This is a genomic window from Rhizobium sp. 05N49 (assembly GCF_056396805.1).
On record NZ_JBFTME010000006.1, the window covers coordinates 64,825 to 81,710 of the forward strand.

A 16,886-nucleotide genomic window follows, 5' to 3' on the forward strand; every position below is an offset into this window, starting at 1 on the left:
GCTCTTATCGGTGGATTGAGCGGCTTTGCAGGGCTTTCCTGCGGTTTGTCATCTTCCTGATACACGAGTCTGATTTTGGAAGACCAGACGAAGAACGATGGGACACGAGCGGAAAGGCTTGTGACAGACATGATGGAACCCCGGCGCTTCCGCACCCTCTTCATTTCCGATGTGCATCTCGGCTCGAAGGCCGCCAAGGCGGATTTCCTGCTGGATTTCCTGAAATACCATGAGGCAGACACGATCTACCTCGTTGGCGATATCATCGACGGCTGGCGCCTGAAGCGCAGCTGGTACTGGCCGCAGGTCTGCAACGACGTCGTCCAGAAACTCTTGCGCAAGGCACGCAAGGGTACGCGCGTCGTCTATATTCCCGGCAATCACGACGAATTCCTGCGCGCCTTTCCGGGCACGCATTTCGGCGGCATCGAAGTCGTCGACCGCATCATCCACGACGGCGCCGACGGCAAGAAGTATCTGATCCTGCACGGCGATGAATTCGACGTCGTCGTACGCAATGCCCGGCTGCTCGCCTATCTTGGCGATTGGGCCTACGATATGGCGATCCGCATCAATATTGTGCTGGCTGCCGTGCGCCGCCGCCTCGGCATGCCTTATTGGTCCTTCTCGGCATGGGCCAAGCTGCAGGTGAAACACGCCGTCAACTTCATCGGCGAATTCCAGCGTGTGGTTGCCGAGGAAGCCCGCAAGAGCGGCGCCGATGGCGTCATCTGCGGCCATATCCATCACGCCGTGATCGAGGATATGGACGGTGTCCGTTACATCAACACCGGCGACTGGGTCGAAAGCTGCACGGCAATCGTCGAGCATGAGGACGGCCGGTTCGAACTCATCACCTGGCGTGCGCTGACCAGCAACGTGCCGGCCCTGACCTCTGTCGAATTGCTTGAAGAGGGCGATCTCGCCCCGCAGGCTGCCTGAATAATGTGTGCGTACCGCACCGGCCTGGCCGGTGCATCATGAATTTAGCCGTTGCCGTCAGGCGACAGGCCCAATTAATTTTTTAAATCGTTTCGAGTTATGTCCGAAACGTTACAGGCGGGCTATTTCTCGCCATAGTCGTGTCGGATTGGATGTGTTAGGCAACGGTCAGTTTCCTTCAGGTCCATCATGATTCCCGCACAAAATCCCTCGACGGGTGAGGGAGCGCCGCCGCGCTTCCGGCAGCTTAGCGCGCTGTGCTACAGCGCGCCGCTGCTGGTCAACGGCATCGTTCTGCCCTTCTTCCCCGTCTGGCTTGCAGACCACCAGTTCAGTGACCACCAGATCGGCACGATTCTGGCCGTACCCATGGTGGTGCGCGTTCTTGTGGCCCCGATCGTGGCGGTCTTTGCCGACCGCATGCAGGAGAGGGCACATGTGCTTCTATGGTCAGGCATCCTCTCGCTGCTGACCGCCATAGCGCTCTACTGGACCACGAATTTCTGGCCGGTGCTGATCGTCTTTGCGCTGCAGGGCGCGACATTCGCTCCCTATGTGCCGGTCGTCGAATCGATCGTGATTTCGGGGGTGCGCCGCTGGGGGCTCGATTACGGCTCCATGCGCGTCTGGGGCTCGGTTGCCTTCATTGTTTCCACGCTGATCGGCGGCGAGCTGGTCGGCAAATGGGGCGGCGCCATGGTGCTGCCGGTGATGATCTTCGGCTTCACGCTGACAATCGTCATGGCGGTTTTCTGTCCACGCATCGGGCCGACACGGCGGCGCGGCCAGCCGATCAATCTCCCGGCGACGACGGGCAGCGGCCTGCGGGAGCCGCATCTGCTGCTTCTGCTGCTCGGCGTTTCCATACAGCAGGCAAGCCATGCGCTGCTCAACGCCTTCTCCTCGATCTATTGGCACCAGCTCGGTTTTTCGGGCACCGCGGTCGGCCTGCTCTGGAGCGCCGGCGTCGCCTCCGAAGTAACGGTGTTCTTCCTGTCGCGGCGGCTCAACCGCCGCTTCAATGCCTGGACGCTGATCCGATTCGGCTGCGCCGTCAGCATCTGCCGCTGGGTGTTCTTCCCGATGGAAACGAGCTTCATCGGGTTCTTCATGCTGCAATGCCTGCACGGTTTTACCTATGCCTTCGTGCATACCGGCGTGCAGCGGCGCATCGTGGCGACGGTGCAGGAGACGCAGGAAGCCTCGGCCCAGGGCGCCTATTTCTTCTATATCGGCATGGCCTCCGGCCTGATGACGATCGCCTCAGGCTACATCTATTCCGCGCTCGGCCTCGACAGCTTTTATGTCATGGCCTGTGTCGCGGCCTTCGGGCTCGCCCTTGTCATCATCGCCTATTATCTTCAGCCCCAGAGGCTGGCGTCGGGCGGGAATACGAGGGAGCCGGCGTAGTTCAGACCGGGCTCGCGGTCGCGGGCCAAGAGCAGCGGGCCGTCGAGATCGACGAAATCGGCGTCCTGCGCCAGAAGAACGGCAGGCGCCATCGCAAGCGACGTGCCGACCATGCAGCCAATCATGATGGAGAAGCCGAGCCGCTGGGCTTCCTCCTTCATTTCCAGCGCTTCCGTCAGGCCGCCGGTCTTATCCAGCTTGATGTTGATCGCGTCATAGCGGTCGGCAAGGCTTGCGAGGTCGCCGGTGTGATGGACGCTTTCATCGGCGCAGACGAGCACATGGCGAGCGATCTCGGCCAGCATGTCGTCACGGCCGGCCGGCAGCGGCTGCTCCACCAGCGCGATATTGGCTTCGGCAGCGATACGAAGATGATGTTCAAGCCTGTCTTCCGGCCAGCCCTCGTTGGCATCGAGGATGATGGCGGAATCGGGCGCGGCGGCGCGCACTGCCAAAATGCGGCTTTCGTCATCGCCAGTGCCGACCTTGACCTTCAGAAGCGGGCGCTGCGCATGTTCACGCGCCTGGGCTGCCATGACATCGGGTTCTCCGAGCGAGATCGTATAGGCAGTCGTCAGGGACTTCAGCTTGCGCAGATCGAGCCGGTCGGCAACGCTCCGGCCTGATAGCTTGGCTTCGAGATCCCACAGCGCGCAATCGACGGCATTGCGGGCCGCGCCCGGCGGCATGGCATGCAACAGTGCGGCCCGGGAGATGCCATCCTCGATCAGCGGGCGGGCCGCTTCGATCTGCGCCATCACGCTTTCCGTCGTCTCGCCATAGCGGCGGTAGGGCACACATTCGCCCCATCCTTTGGCACCTGATTCTGTCAGCGTGCAGGTGATCACCTCTGCGGAGGTCTTTGCCCCGCGCGAGATGGTGAAAGTTCCCGCAATCGGGAATGAATTCATCTGGATATCAAGATTGCGCGGCATATTTGCTCTCCTGCGAGCATGGAAATTGCGCGTTGCTTCTGTATATTAACGCGCCGGGCGGCGAATATCACGTTCGCGAGTCGGGACTGTCGCTGCAAGCATTGAAAGACACAAGTATTTTGAAGTCCGAGAAACGCAACGCCGCCTCGCTGCATGTGGACGACCGAGCCGAGGGCTCGGGCCAGCATGTGCATCTCGAAGGCAATTGGCGCAGCGCCAACCTCCATCTCGTCCTGCAGGATTTCGACAAGCTCGCACGCATCAATAGCGGCGACCTGACGCTCGATCTTTCCAATGTCACCGATATCGACACGGCCGGCATCTGGTTGCTTTGCCGGCTAAAGAAGCAGCAGGAAGAAGCCGGGCGGACGGTCCGTTTCGAAGGCACGAACCAGCATATCGACGAATTGATCGCCACCTTCTCCAAGGAGCCTGATAAGCAGGAGCCCGAGCAGAAGGAAAAGGGTTCGCTCATGGAGCGCGTCTTCGCGCCGATCGGCCGGATGACCTTTGATGTCTGGGACAATCTGGCCGCCGCCATGTACATCCTCGGATCGGCGGTGCGCGGCGCCCAGATGAAGTTCGGCCGGGGCAGCGGCGTTTCGCCGGCTTCGATCGTCAACCAGATCGACCATATGGGTGTGCGGGCCGTTCCGATCATCCTGCTGATGTCCTTCCTGATCGGCGCGATCATTGCGCAGCAGGGCGCCTTCCAGCTTCGCTATTTCGGCGCGGAAATCTTCGTCGTCGACCTTGTCGGCATCCTGCAGCTTCGTGAAATCGGCGTGCTTCTGACGGCGATCATGATCGCCGGCCGCTCGGGCAGTGCCATAACGGCCGAAATCGGCTCCATGAAGATGCGCGAGGAAGTCGACGCGCTGAAGGTGATGGGCCTCAACCCGATCGGCGTGCTGATCTTCCCGCGGCTGGTGGCGCTCACTGTTGCGCTGCCGCTTCTGACCGTGATTGCCAACTTTGCTTCGCTGGCGGGTGCCGCTGCCGTCGCCTATCTTTATTCGGGTATTACATTCGCCACCTTCCTGTCGCGCCTGCATGAGGCCGTAACGCTTTCGACCATATTGGCCGGCATGATCAAGGCGCCGTTCATGGCGCTCGTCATCGGCATCGTCGCGGCGGTCGAAGGCCTGAAGGTCGGCGGCAGCGCCGAATCGCTCGGCCAGCATGTGACCGCCTCCGTCGTGAAGGCGATTTTCGTCGTCATCCTGATGGACGGACTTTTTGCGATGTTCTATGCAGCGATCGATTTCTGACATGGCGGACAACGTGGATCAGCAACCGATCGAAGAGACCAGGAACGGTGATCGCGACATCGTGCTTTCAGCGCGTGACGTCACTGTCGGTTTTGGCTCCAAGGTCGTGCTCGACAAGCTCAACCTCGATATCTACCGCGGGGAGATCCTCGGCTTCGTCGGCGCTTCCGGCACCGGCAAATCGGTGCTGATGCGCACCGTTCTGCGCCTGCTGCCGCGCCGGTCCGGCACCATCAAGATTCTTGGCCAGGATTTCGACGAGCTCAACGAGCAGGAACGCAATGCGCTCGACATGCGTCTCGGCGTGCTCTTCCAGCAGGGCGCGCTCTTCTCCTCGCTGACGGTCAAGGAGAATATCCAGGTGCCGATGCGTGAATATCTGGACCTGCCGAGTTCGCTGATGGATGAGCTCGCGCATCTGAAGATCCGCATGGTGGGTCTCGCAGCCGATGCGGCCGACAAATATCCTTCCGAGCTTTCAGGTGGCATGATCAAGCGCGCGGCACTTGCCCGCGCGCTGGCGCTCGACCCGGAACTCGTCTTCCTCGACGAGCCGACGTCAGGCCTCGATCCCATCGGGGCTGCGGAATTCGACGAGCTGATCGCCAATCTGCGCGATAGCCTGGGGTTAACAGTCTATATGGTGACCCACGACCTCGACAGCCTGTTCTCGGTCTGCGACCGTATTGCCGTGCTTGGAAAGAAGCGGGTAATGGTGGAAGGAACGATCGACGACATGCTGGCCTACGACGATCCGTGGGTTCAAGCCTACTTCAAGGGCAAGCGCGCGCGTTCGATCGTGCCGCAGGACGACGCGCCGGCGGCCCGGGCGCAGCATGACAGCGGGAAGTGACCGGAGACGATGGAAACCAAAGCCAATTACACGATCGTCGGCTTTTTCACCGTTCTGGTGATCGCGGCCGCATTCGGTTTCGTCTACTGGATGGCCGAATATGGCCGCAGCGGGCCGATGGCCGAGCTGATCGTGCGCATCCCGGGCTCAGCCAACGGCCTCAGCGTGGGTTCGCCTGTCCGGTTCAACGGCATTCAGGTCGGCTCGGTGCAGACGCTCTCCATCGATGCCGACGACCCGCAATATTCGCTGGCCTTTACCGAAGTTCGCTCGGATGCGCCGATCTATCCCTCCACCAAGGCCGCGCTTGAAATCCAGGGCCTGACGGGTGCGGCCTATATCGAGCTTTCCGGCGGCCGCAAGGAAGACAAGAACATTCTCCAGCAGGCACTGGAAAGCGGCAAACGCGCCGTCATCGTCGCCGACCAGTCGAGCGTCACCAACCTGCTCGCAACCGCCGACAAGATCCTTGACCGTGCCAATGATGCCGTTGGTGATGTGCAGGGCTTCGTGCGCGACGCGCGCGGGCCACTGACCAAGACCCTGCAGAATGCCGAAACCTTCTCGGATGCGCTGGCCAAGAATTCCGGCAATATCGACAGCTTCCTGCAGAGTGTAGGCGATCTCTCCAATACGGTGCGCAATGTCTCGGGCCGTGTCGATTCGACGCTTGCGGCCGTCGAGGATCTGGTGAAGGCTGTCGACGCGAAGAAGATCAACACGATCCTCAGCAATGCCGAGAAGGTGAGCCGCGACATAGCCGACGCCTCCGGCGGTCTGAAGGGGCTTGTCGACAAGGTCGACCAGACGGTGACGACCTACAACGAATTCGGCAAGAAGGCACAGGTCACACTCGATCGTGTCGATACACTGGTCGCCGCCATCGACACCAACAAGATAAAGGGTTCGGTCGACGATATCGCCCAGGCGACGAAGGATGCACGCGCTGCCGTCGCCTCGATCCGCGATGTCACCAACACCGTGGCGGACCGGAAGAAGGATATCGACCAGACGATCCAGGATGTTCAGCAGATGGCAAACAAGCTGAACTCGGCTTCGACCCGTGTCGACGGCATCCTCATCAAGGTCGATGCTCTGCTCGGCTCCGACAATACCAATTCGCTCTTTACCGAGGCGCGCGCGACGCTCGAATCCTTCAAGAAGGTTGCCGACAGCGTCAATGCGCGCATCGGGCCGATCGCCGACAACCTGCAGCGCTTCTCGGGCAGCGGGCTCAGCGACGTCCAGACGCTGGTCAACGAGTTGCGCGGCACGGCGAACAATCTCAACAATGCCATCAGCAATTTCGACCAGAATCCGCAGCGGATCATCTTCGGCGGACCGACGGTCAAGCAATATGACGGGCGCACACGGCGCTAGAGCAATTTCGGTCGGGAATTGCGGGAAAGAAAACAGAGGTCAGGGGTAGCGTAATATGGGTCTATCGCATGTGATGTCGCGCCGTTCCTGGATCCGCGGAACGGCGATTATTTTGCCGCTGACGGCAGCCCTTCTCGCAGGCTGCGGAACGACGGCAAAGAACGACACCTATGATCTCTCGGCAGCCTCAGTCGATGGCAGCGGTCCGTCGGCCAAGAACAAGCAGATCCTGATTGCCGACCCGACTGCGCTCAAGGCGCTGAACAGCGACCAGATCGTGATCCGCGTTTCGCCCTCGGAAATCCAGTATCTGTCGCGCTCGCAGTGGAGCGATACGCTGCCGCGCATGGTGCAGGCAAAGCTCGTCGAAGCCTTCGAGAATTCCGGCAAGCTCGGCGGCGTCGGCAAGCCGGGGCAGGGACTGGCGATCGACTATCAGGTCGTCAGCGATATCAGATCTTTCGAAATCGATGCTTCCTCCGGCAACAAGGCCGTAGTGGAGATCTCCGTGAAGATCCTCAACGATCGCAACGGTACAGTGCGCGCCCAGCAGGTCTTCCGCGCAACGGCGGCTGCCGGCGGCGACAATGCGGGCTTCGTGAAGGGGCTGGATCGGGCGTTTACGGCAGTGACCGACCAGATCGTCGGCTGGACGCTGAAGTCGATCTAAGGCATCTCATTTCACTGAAAAGGCCCGAAACCGCCATACGGTTTCGGGCCTTTTGTTTCTGGCGTATCGCCACCGCTTATTTGGTCGGCTGGGCATCCGTCATCGTCGGCGTGCCGCCCGTTGCCGAGGCTGTCGCGGTGGACGCTGAAGGCAGGTAGCTGTCGAGCAGGCCGGCCATCTTGTCGTCGCGCAGGCTGGCGGTCTTTTCGCCCATGACGACGCCGACGACGCGGCGGCCATCCTTGGCGGCCGAGGTCACAACGTTGTAGCCGGATGCATCCGTGAAGCCGGTCTTGATGCCGTCGACGCCGTTGTAGCGGTACATGAGGTTGTTGTGGCCGCGCAGCTTCATGCCGCGGAACTGGAAACCGCGCATGGAGAAGAGCTTGAACTCGTCGGGGAAGTCGCGCATCAGCGAAACGCCAAGTGTCGCCATATCGCGCGCGGTGGTCACCTGTTCCGGGTCCGGCAGGCCCGACGGGTTCTTGAAGACAGTGTCCTTCATGCCGAGCTGACGGGCCTTTTCCGTCATCAGTGTGCCGAAGGCCTGTTCGGAGCCGCCCAGCTGTTCGGCAAGCGCCACAGCGGAATCATTGGCCGAGAGAACGACGATGCTTTCGACAGCCTCCTTGACTGTGACCTTGCGGCCGGCGCCGACGGCAAGCTTGAACGGCTCCTTGCTCTCGGCATTTTCCGACATCGTGATCTTCTGGTCCCAGGTCAGTCGTTTGTCATGCAGCGCCTGAAAGGTGAGATAGAGCGTCATCATCTTCGTCAGCGATGCCGGATAATTCAGATCGTCCTGATTGGACGCTTCGAGAACCTGGCCGGTCTGCACATCCACCAGAAAACTTGCCTGGCCGGCTTCGGCCTGAATGAACGCGCCCAGAAGAAATGCTGAGGATAGGGCGGCGGCTATCAGCCGGGAGGTCGTCTTGGTCATCAATGTCTACGGTCTCTGTCGTGGCAAGCAAATGGCTTGGCTATGGTCTGGCTGGGGCTTATGCCCCGTTGGTGCATGCGGATCAGGGATGTTTGTGACGGAATGAGGGAGCCGGGGCAATAAAAAAGGGTCATCCACAGATGACCCTTTTTGTCTCACCATGTCAGGTTTCGCCCGGCAACTCAGCTCAACCGGCCTGCGGCGTGGGCAAGCATCGTATAGACCTTGCCAGTATCCGAAGTCAGGTAGGACTGCGTGACCGTGCGGTTCGGATCGGTCCGGGCGACGTCGGCGAGCAGCTTTTCGAAATCGCCGATGTAGCGATCGACGGCGGTGCGGAATTCCGGCTCGCGGTCGTACTTGCGCTTGATCTCGTCGAAGGTCTGCTGGCCCTTCAGCGTGTAGAGACGACGGGTGAAGACGTCGCGCTCGCCGCGCTGGTAGCGGCGCCACAGATCGACCGAGGCATCGTGATCAATGGCGCGGGCGATATCGACCGAAAGCGAGTTCAGCGATTCAACGACATGGCGCGGGTTGCGCGCATCATTGGCACGCTGAGCGGGAGCAGGGGCCGGAGCAGCAGCTTCCGCTGCCGGGCGGGCCGGCGCACGCGGCGCTTCTTCGGCCTCGTCACGCGAGGCTCCGCGCAGGAGATCGCTGATCCAGCCGCCACTGGTGGGTTCCGTCCGCGGCGCTTCCTGGCGAACCTGCGGAGCAGGTGTCGGCTGGGGAGCCTGGGCAACCGGGCGCTGCGGGGCGGGTGCAGAAGCCGGGGTGGGCGCAATGGCGCCACGCAGGCCCATGGATTCGATCGACTGACGAGCTGTCGGTGCCGGCTGCGGGGCCGGAGCCGTTGGGATCACCGGCTGGGTGACGCGCGGTGCAGGTTCTGCCTGGGCAAGCGTGCGGGCGACCGGCTCGGAGATTTCCAGACGCTGGCTGGAGCGGCCGACGATCTGCGAAATATCCTGCAGGGCCTTGATCTGCTCGGCAACGGCGCGGCGCATGGCGGACGCGCTTTCCTTGGCTTCTTCCGGCAGGTCGAACGCGCCGCGCTTCAGTTCAGCGCGGGTCGTGTCGAGTTCGTTGCGGATATCGGCTGCGGAGCGGCGGATCTCTTCCGTTGCACCCGAGAAGCGGCCGACCGCTTCATCGATCGCATCGCGAAGCGATTCACGCAGGTTCTGCGCCGCATGATCGGAGGCGCGCCCGGCTTCGCCGAGCATGCGCTCGACTTCCGACAGCGATGCCGTCAGCCCGCCACGCAGGCGGTTGGTGAGGTCGCCCGAACGGCGCTCGACATTGGCAAAGCTGGTGTCGATCGTGGCATTGGCTTCCTCGCCGGCGCGATTGATGGCTTCGCGCATGTTGGACGCTGCCTCTTCGGCGCGCTTCTCGGTGTCCGAAAGCACGCGGCCGATATCGGCAAACGAGGCCTGCACGCTCTGACGCAGCGTACCGGTAACCTGATTGGAACGCTGCTCGGCGCGTTCGAATACCGTTTCGATCATGCCGCCGAGGCCGCGCATGGTCTTTTCGATCTCGCCAGAACGCTGCACGAGGCCAGCTGCCAGCGTCTGCAGGGCGGTCTCGCGTTCTTCGAGCGTCGAGACGAGACCGGACTGGGCGGCAGCAAGAAGATGCGAGGCCTGTCCCAGAACCTTCGAATGGTCGTCGAAGCGGCCGATGATGCTGCCCACCTGGGCGAGCGTCTGGCCTGAAATATCCGACAGGCGGTCGACCTTGCCTTCGAGAAGGCGGGTCGATGCGGAGACCATTTCGGCAGCCTTCGCGGCAGAGTCCGTAAAGCGCGTGGTCGTATCGCCGAGGCGGCTGTCGACGCCGCTCAGCTGATCGGCCGCCCGCGTCATCATGACAGACATGGCGGCGCTGCTTTCCGACAGGCGCTGAACGAGACCGTTGACGTTGTTCGTCAGGCTGTTCTCGATCGCGGCGACGGCATTGGCGACATTTTCCGCGCGGGTGGCAACGGCTTCGGTGAGTGCTTCATTTTCCGCACGCAGGCGCTCGGCGCTCAGGCTTGCTGCCGCGGTGATGCGAGCTGCAGCTTCCTGACCGGCGTCGGTATAGCGGTCGATGATCGGACGCGCCGTCTCATCCAGGATGCGCGACAGCTCGGTGGAGCGGCCGGCAAGCATGGAGTTCAGGTCGCGGCTGCGCTCGTCGAGCGTTGAGCGGATCGAGTTGCCGCGTGCTTCCAGCGCCTTGTCGATATCGGTGAGCGTGGTGTCGATTTCGCGGGCACGCTGCTCCAGGCTGGAGCGAATGATGCTGCTGCGGGCCTCAAGCGCACGGTCGACCTCGGCCATGCTGGATGTGATCTGGCTGCCGGCATCCGTCAGCGTCGAGCGGATCGAGTTGCCATGCGCGGCCAGCGTCTGGCCGGCATCGGCCAGCGCATGGTTGATGGCGCTGACCTGGCTGCTGACGATGTTTTCGGCCTCCGCCACCTTGCTGACGATGACGTTGCCGGCCTCGGAGAAGGTCTGAGCAACGGCGGCAGCCTGGCCGGCGAGGCGGCTCTGTGCCTCGGCGACGCGGTTGACGATCTGCGAGGAACGCTCGTCCATGGCTTCGGCGAACTGCTGGCCGGTGCGGCTGAGCAGCTCGGAGGACTTGGTGGCTTCGCCATCCATGCCTTCGGCAGCTTCGGCGACGGCGTTGCGCAGGCTTGCGGCAAGACCGGCTGCCTTGCCTTCGATCGTGCGGTTGACGGCATCGAGACCGACGGTCAGAGCGCGGTCCATGGTGGAGAGACGCTCTTCGATGCGCGCGGTGCCGCGATCCATCATGTCGCCCAAAGCCGAGGTCCGGCCGTCGATCGACTGGGCCATATTTGCACTGCTGCTGTCGAGCGTTTCGGCAAGATGAGCCCGGCGGCTGTCCAGAGCCTGGGTGAGGTTGGCGCTGTGGCTGTCGAGAGCATGCGTAAGGTTGGCGCTGCTGTTGTCGAGGGCCTGGGTGAGGTTGGCGCTGCCGGCTTGCAGTGCATCCGTCAGGCTGGCGGCGCGGCCGTCGAAAGCATCCTTCAGGCTGGCGCCGCGGCTGTCGAGCGCCTGGGTCAGGTTTGCGGCGCTGGTGCCGAGCGTTGCGGCGATGCGCTGGGCTGCGTCGTCGCCGATCGAGCCCAGACGCGAGACGCCGTCATCCAGGAGGCCGGAGATCTGGTTGCCCGCAGCATCGACCTTGTCGGCGAGCCCGCCGACGCCATCGGCAATGCGGGTCTCGATGGCGGCAAGGCTGGCCTCGACACGGGCGCCGGTTTCCGTGAAGCGGCCTGTCAGGTTGTCGACGGAATGGTCGAGATGGCCGGAGAAATCGGCGGCCGAACGCGAGATCGTGTTGGCAGCTTCCTGGAAGCGGCCGGCGATCTGGCCGGCGCCTTCGCGCATGCGATCCTCGAGCGCCTGGGCGCTGCCGTCGATGGCCTGGCGGATAGCAGCTTCGCGATCCTCCAGCGACATTTCGAGCATGCTGATGCTCGTGGCAACCGAGGTACCGATCGAGGTCGCCTGTTCGGAGAGCGTGTCGTTGATGAGGTTATGGGCCTCGCTCAGCGTCAGCGTGATGGCATTCGTACGGTCGTCGAGCGTGGCGCGGATACGATCATGCGCGGCGGCAAGACCGCCTTCGACATTGCTTGCGGCATCGTTGGCAAGGGCGGCCATACGCTGCTGGGCGTCGGTCAGGCCATCCTCGATGCGCCCCGTCATGCTGCCGATAATGCCTTCCATTCGGACGCTGCCGGCATCGAGGGCTTCGGATAGGGTCGACGTGTGCTCGGCGAGCGCGGTTTCCAGACGTGCCTGGTTGTCCGTATACGCGGCGCGGATCGCTTCCGTGCGGTCGGCAAAGGCGCCGGCAACACGCTCTTCGGCATTGGCAACGGTATCCATGATGGAGTTGCTGCGGTTTTCGAGCGCAGACTCGAAGCGGCTCTGGCCATCGTCGAGCGAAATCGCGAGCGCCATGGTCTTCTCGTCGAGGGTATCGGACAAGCGGTCGGCGCTGTTCGTGACGGCATTGACGATGGATTCGGCGCGATTGGCGAGCGCCTCCTCGATGCGGAGCTGGCTTTCGCCGAGCGTTGCGGCGATCCGTTCATGCGTGCCGGCGGCTGCATTGGCGAAAGCGTCGGCGCCCGTCGTCAGCGTATCTTCCAGGCGGCTGTGGCTTTCGTTCAGCGAGATTGCAAGCGCCATCGCCTTTTCGTCGAGCGTTTCGGCGAGGCGGTCATGGGTGCCAGAGACGGCATTGATCAGCGCTTCCGAGCGCGTCGACAGCGTRTCYTCGATGCGCGACTGCGTTTCGTTCAGCGCAATGCCGAGCGCCATGGCCCGCTCGTCGAGGGTCTCGGCGAGGCGGTCATGCGTGCCGGAGACGGCATTGATCAGCGCTTCCGAACGCGTCGACAGCGTGTCTTCGATGCGCGACTGCGTTTCGTTCARCGCAATGCCGAGCGCCATGGCCCGCTCGTCGAGGGTYTCGGCGAGGCGGTCATGCGTGCTGGAAACGGAGCTGAGCAATGCCTCCGAACGGGTCGCCAGCGTATCATCGATGCGGGCCTGACCTTCGTTCAGCGAGATGGCAAGCGCCATCGCCTTTTCGTCGAGCGTTTCGGAAAGGCGCTCATGGGTGCCGGAAACAGCCTCGATAATGGCTTCCGAGCGGGTCGCCAGCGTATCCTCGATACGGGCTTGGCCTTCGTTCAGCGAAATGGCAAGCGCCATCGCCTTTTCATCGAGCGTTTCGGAAAGGCGCTCATGGGTGCCGGAAACGGCGTTGATGAGCGTTTCAGAATGGGTCGAGAGCGTGTCTTCGATGCGCGACTGCGTCTCGTTCAGCGAGATCGCCAGAGCCATCGCCTTCTCGTCGAGGGTTTCGGCAAGACGGTCATGGGTGCCCGAGACAGTATTTATAATGGCTTCGGAACGGCTCGAAAGCGCCTCGTCGAAGCGGCTGTGGTGGTCTGCAAGGGCGCCGATCAGCGCTCCGCCGCGTTCGGCCATCACGCTGTCGAGGTTGGTATGCGCGGTCTTCAGCGCACCGGTGATTTCGGCGGCGCGGGCGGCGAGAACGCCGCTCAGCTCTTCGGCGCGGCCGCTGAATGCGCCGGTCACCTTTTCGGTGCCGCTGTTGACGGCAGTGGTGATGTCTGTAGTGGTCGTCTGCAGCGTGTCGCGGAATTCGGCTGCCCGGGCGGCGAGATTGTTCTGCAAGTCGGACGTGCCGGCTGCCAGCGCCAGCGAAATCTCTGACGTGGCGTTGCTCAGCGCCGAGCCGAGTTCGCCGGTGCGGTTCGTCAGCGCCGAGGTGATTTCGTCTGCACGGCTGGAAAGGGTGCTGTCCAGCACTTCCTGACCGGTTGCCAAGGCCGTCGCCAGCGCCAGCGACTGTTCGGTCATGGACGTGCCAAGGCGCTCGATATTGCTATTGAGGATGCCTTCGATGGAATCCGCGTTGCCGGACAGCGTCTCGTTGATGCGGGTGAGGCTTTCGATGAGCTTGGTATCGAGCGAGCCGGAACGCTTGTCGAAGGCATCGGTGAATTCGGCGACGCGTTCGTCGAAGGCTGTCGAAAGCTGGGCGACGGTCGTCTGCAGGCGCTCTTCGAAGAAGCCGGAGCGCACGTCGAGATCCATGACCGCATCGTCGGCGCTCGACTGCAAGCTTTGGCGGAAGCTCGCACCCTTTTCATCGAGAGCGGTGTTCAACCTGGAGAGCACGTCGTCGAGCGTGCCGGTGATCGTGCGTTCACCCGATGTCAGGCTCTGATTGATCTCGCGGGTGCGGGACACCAGAATTTCGTTGAGCTGCTGGGTGCGCTCCTGCAGGGCGGCATTCAGGCGCTCGGTGCTTGCATCCATCGTCGAGGCGCGCGTCTCGAACTGGGTGAGCAGGCGCTCGCCATGTTCGTTGATCGTGCTGGTCAGCGCGTCCAGGCGATTGTCGAATTCATTGCCGATCGCAAGACCGGAGGCCGTCAATGTATGGAGCAGCGTATCGGTCTTGGCGGCAAGCAGCGTGCCAAGCGACTGGATGGCGCTGTCCGACTTCTCCATGATCGCAGCAGCGCGCGTATCGATCAGCGAGGCGAAAGCTTCGCCCGAGGTGGCAAGCCGGATGGCAATCTCTTCCGTCGCCAGCGACAGTTCTTCCTTCAGCTGGTCGTGGACGCCGGCGATGGAAGAGCGGATGCGGTCGGCGTGATTGACGATCGCCTCACGCTCGGAGCCAAGTTCGTGGACGAGACCGCGCACGCGCAGTTCGTTATCCGCATAGGAGCGCTCCAGCGCATTCACTTCGGAATGCACGAGCGTTTCGAGTTCGGAGGCACGCGCGATGGTGCGCTCGATGCCTTCGTTCATGGCGGAGACTTCACGGCGCACGGCCTGGCCGACCGTCATGATGCGTTCGGAAGCAATGGTTTCCGGCTCGGAGAGGCGCAGCGCCACTTCCGCCATCGAGCGGGCGGCGTTACGCATGTCCTGGGCGCGCGATATCATGATGGCAAAGGCATAGAACATCATGACCGGCACGATGATGCCGACAAGGCCGGCAATCACGCCCGGCAGGGCGGCAAGATCGGTCAGCGAGCGGATCTGCGAGATCTGCGGCGCATAGAGCATGAACATCAGCCCGAGGCCGATGACGACCCACAGGATCGAGACGAGAGCGGCCGTGCGCAGGGCAGAGCGGCTGGAGCCGTTTTCCAGCGACTTCAGAAGCGAGGCGGGTGAATTGCGGCTGGCATCGTTGGCCGGAGAGAAGGCCGGTGCCCGCGGAGCCTGCTGGTCGCCGGTTCGGGCGGCGCGGCCGCGGCGGCGCTGTGCTTCTTCCTGGGCCTGATTGCGGGCATTGGATGGGTCAGTCACATTAGCCTCCGGGGCGTGGGGCGCGTTACCGCGGCGAGACGGCACGTTTTCCTGGCCGAAATCAATCTGAAGCGCCTCGTCCAATGCCTTGAACGCTTTGTCCTCGATCGATTCATTGTATTTGTTATTCGCCATTCCGATACGCCTCACAATTCCCGGCAAGTCCGGCAGCGCATCCGGGCCATCGCCTTCACCCGGAAAGAACCTTCGCCGTTCCAGCCTTCCATCCCAAGACGGACGGATAAGCATGTCATTTCAGAGTAGATAGCCGATTTTGCAAACGAAAGGTATCAAAACACTACCATTATCCACTCTGACGGCAAAGGCGCGCGGCAGGAGCCCGCCTCAACAGTATCGTAGTGACACATCTGGGTGCCTTACACAATTAATGAACCCTTGCGTTTCCATCGCTCTTAACCTGTTGTTAACACCTTTAAAATTTCGAAGCGGGCCAAAAGCCGATATTTTAGCGATATTTAAGGGACATTAACCATATGGTTAGATTTCCACGCCGAATGTGCCGGAATTTAACGGGATCGCCATTCTCCGACCGCACAACAGTAGCAAGCGCGGGCAATACAAGACGGGAGTATTGGCAAATGGCAGCAGTGAGCATCGCTTTCGAAGCACCCGACAATTCCGCGGGGCCTTCGCCTTCCAAGATCCGGCCGATCGATCTTGTCCATCTCGCGCGCCAGACGATGGGCGACAAGACGGTGGAAATCGAAGTTCTCCAGATGTTTGCGCGCCAGGCGCGCGCCTGCCTGCAGGACATTGCCAGCGGCGAGTCCGCCAGGGTGGGTGCTGCAGCGCACCGCCTGAAGGGAGCGGCAAGTTCAGTCGGCGCCTTCCGGGTTTCGCAGTCAGCGGAAGCGGTGGAAGAGAACAATGGCGATGTCGCCGCGATGGCAGCACTCGGTGCGGCCGTTGTCGATGCCGAGAATTTCATTCTGAAACTCTGCCGCGGATAAGGCAGGACAGGTCAGCAAGAAGCTGGGCCCGCTGTTCCATTTGGGAACGGCGGGTCTTTTTGCGACTTCGTCGATGACGCTTTGAGAATGGCGGAGCCTTGCCTGATCTGCGAGGTTTGCAGGCGAAACCGGCATGTTGACTGACGCGCCGAATTATCGGAAGAAAATCCGCACATCTCCTATGAAAGACCGGAAATCATCCTGATGCCTAAACTTACCATCGTCGCCTTTGACGGAACGCGCTTCGACCTCGATGTCGATCAAGGCTCCACCGTGATGGAGAATGCGGTCCGCAATTCCGTGCCCGGCATCGAAGCCGAATGCGGCGGCGCCTGCGCCTGTGCGACCTGCCACGTCTATGTCGACGAGCAGTGGACCGAGGTCGTCGGCCCGCCGGAAGCGATGGAAGAGGATATGCTGGACTTCGCCTTTGACGTGCGTCCGACCTCGCGCCTTTCCTGTCAGATCAGGATGAAGGCCGCCTATGACGGGCTCACCGTGCACGTGCCGGAACGGCAGGCATAATTCCCCAAAATAGCGGCTTTTTCCAAAAAGAGAGCCTCGCACGCCGGAGGCGAGCGAGGCGAGGCGGGCGCATTACCTACGGATGAGGGA

The 16,886-nt window shown here is 62.0% G+C and carries 11 protein-coding genes; 8 read left to right on the top strand and 3 right to left on the bottom strand.

What is annotated here, in order from left to right; translation table 11 throughout:
- Positions 1–129: 129 nt before the first annotated feature.
- Both AC1DF8_RS13930 and AC1DF8_RS13935 read left to right on the top strand, forming a co-directional pair.
- Positions 130–942 (top strand): UDP-2,3-diacylglucosamine diphosphatase, encoded by an 813-nt coding sequence (locus AC1DF8_RS13930; RefSeq protein WP_112547317.1) that lies wholly within the window; start codon positions 130–132, stop codon positions 940–942.
- Between the two features lie 189 nt (positions 943–1,131).
- A complete protein-coding gene (locus AC1DF8_RS13935) occupies positions 1,132–2,352 on the top strand; it encodes an MFS transporter (protein WP_029869149.1) in 1,221 nt (406 codons plus the stop codon).
- On the opposite strand, the gene dgcA is transcribed toward AC1DF8_RS13935, so the two are convergent.
- On the bottom strand, positions 2,304–3,287 hold the full coding sequence (gene dgcA / locus AC1DF8_RS13940) for an N-acetyl-D-Glu racemase DgcA (RefSeq protein WP_112547315.1): 984 nt from the start codon (positions 3,285–3,287) through the stop codon (positions 2,304–2,306). The genes AC1DF8_RS13935 and dgcA overlap by 49 nt on opposite strands.
- 101 nt (positions 3,288–3,388) lie before the next feature.
- Here dgcA and AC1DF8_RS13945 point away from each other — a divergent pair, with 101 nt between their 5' ends.
- From AC1DF8_RS13945 to AC1DF8_RS13960, 4 genes are read left to right on the top strand one after another with little or no spacing between them, the layout of a single operon-like run.
- Complete coding sequence (locus tag AC1DF8_RS13945; RefSeq protein WP_478154086.1) at positions 3,389–4,558, top strand: MlaE family lipid ABC transporter permease subunit; 1,170 nt, start codon at positions 3,389–3,391, stop codon at positions 4,556–4,558.
- A gap of 1 nt (position 4,559) precedes the next feature.
- Positions 4,560–5,411: an ABC transporter ATP-binding protein gene (locus AC1DF8_RS13950; protein ID WP_112968227.1), complete on the top strand. Its 852-nt coding sequence runs from the start codon at positions 4,560–4,562 to the stop codon at positions 5,409–5,411.
- A gap of 9 nt (positions 5,412–5,420) precedes the next feature.
- Entirely contained in the window at positions 5,421–6,791 is a 1,371-nt protein-coding gene (locus AC1DF8_RS13955; RefSeq protein WP_112547313.1) for an MlaD family protein, read from the top strand.
- Positions 6,792–6,846: 55 nt separating this feature from the next.
- Positions 6,847–7,461 carry an ABC-type transport auxiliary lipoprotein family protein gene (locus tag AC1DF8_RS13960; protein ID WP_112547312.1) on the top strand — a complete coding sequence of 205 codons (615 nt, stop codon included), beginning with the start codon at positions 6,847–6,849 and terminating at the stop codon, positions 7,459–7,461.
- 76 nt (positions 7,462–7,537) lie between these two features.
- Here AC1DF8_RS13960 and AC1DF8_RS13965 read toward each other — a convergent pair whose 3' ends face one another.
- The gene (locus AC1DF8_RS13965; protein WP_183846016.1) at positions 7,538–8,404 is read right to left on the bottom strand and encodes a D-alanyl-D-alanine carboxypeptidase family protein; all 867 of its coding nucleotides are present in this window, start codon (positions 8,402–8,404) and stop codon (positions 7,538–7,540) included.
- A gap of 182 nt (positions 8,405–8,586) precedes the next feature.
- Positions 8,587–15,435 (bottom strand): apolipoprotein A-IV repeat region-like domain-containing protein, encoded by a 6,849-nt coding sequence (locus tag AC1DF8_RS13970; protein WP_478153952.1) that lies wholly within the window; start codon positions 15,433–15,435, stop codon positions 8,587–8,589.
- A 464-nt stretch (positions 15,436–15,899) separates the two neighbouring features.
- Here AC1DF8_RS13970 and AC1DF8_RS13975 point away from each other — a divergent pair, with 464 nt between their 5' ends.
- Both AC1DF8_RS13975 and AC1DF8_RS13980 read left to right on the top strand, forming a co-directional pair.
- The gene (locus AC1DF8_RS13975) at positions 15,900–16,271 is read left to right on the top strand and encodes an Hpt domain-containing protein (RefSeq protein WP_112547780.1); all 372 of its coding nucleotides are present in this window, start codon (positions 15,900–15,902) and stop codon (positions 16,269–16,271) included.
- A gap of 204 nt (positions 16,272–16,475) precedes the next feature.
- Positions 16,476–16,796, top strand: coding sequence for a 2Fe-2S iron-sulfur cluster-binding protein (locus AC1DF8_RS13980; RefSeq protein ID WP_112547779.1), 321 nt, complete (start codon positions 16,476–16,478; stop codon positions 16,794–16,796).
- Positions 16,797–16,886: the final 90 nt, after the last annotated feature.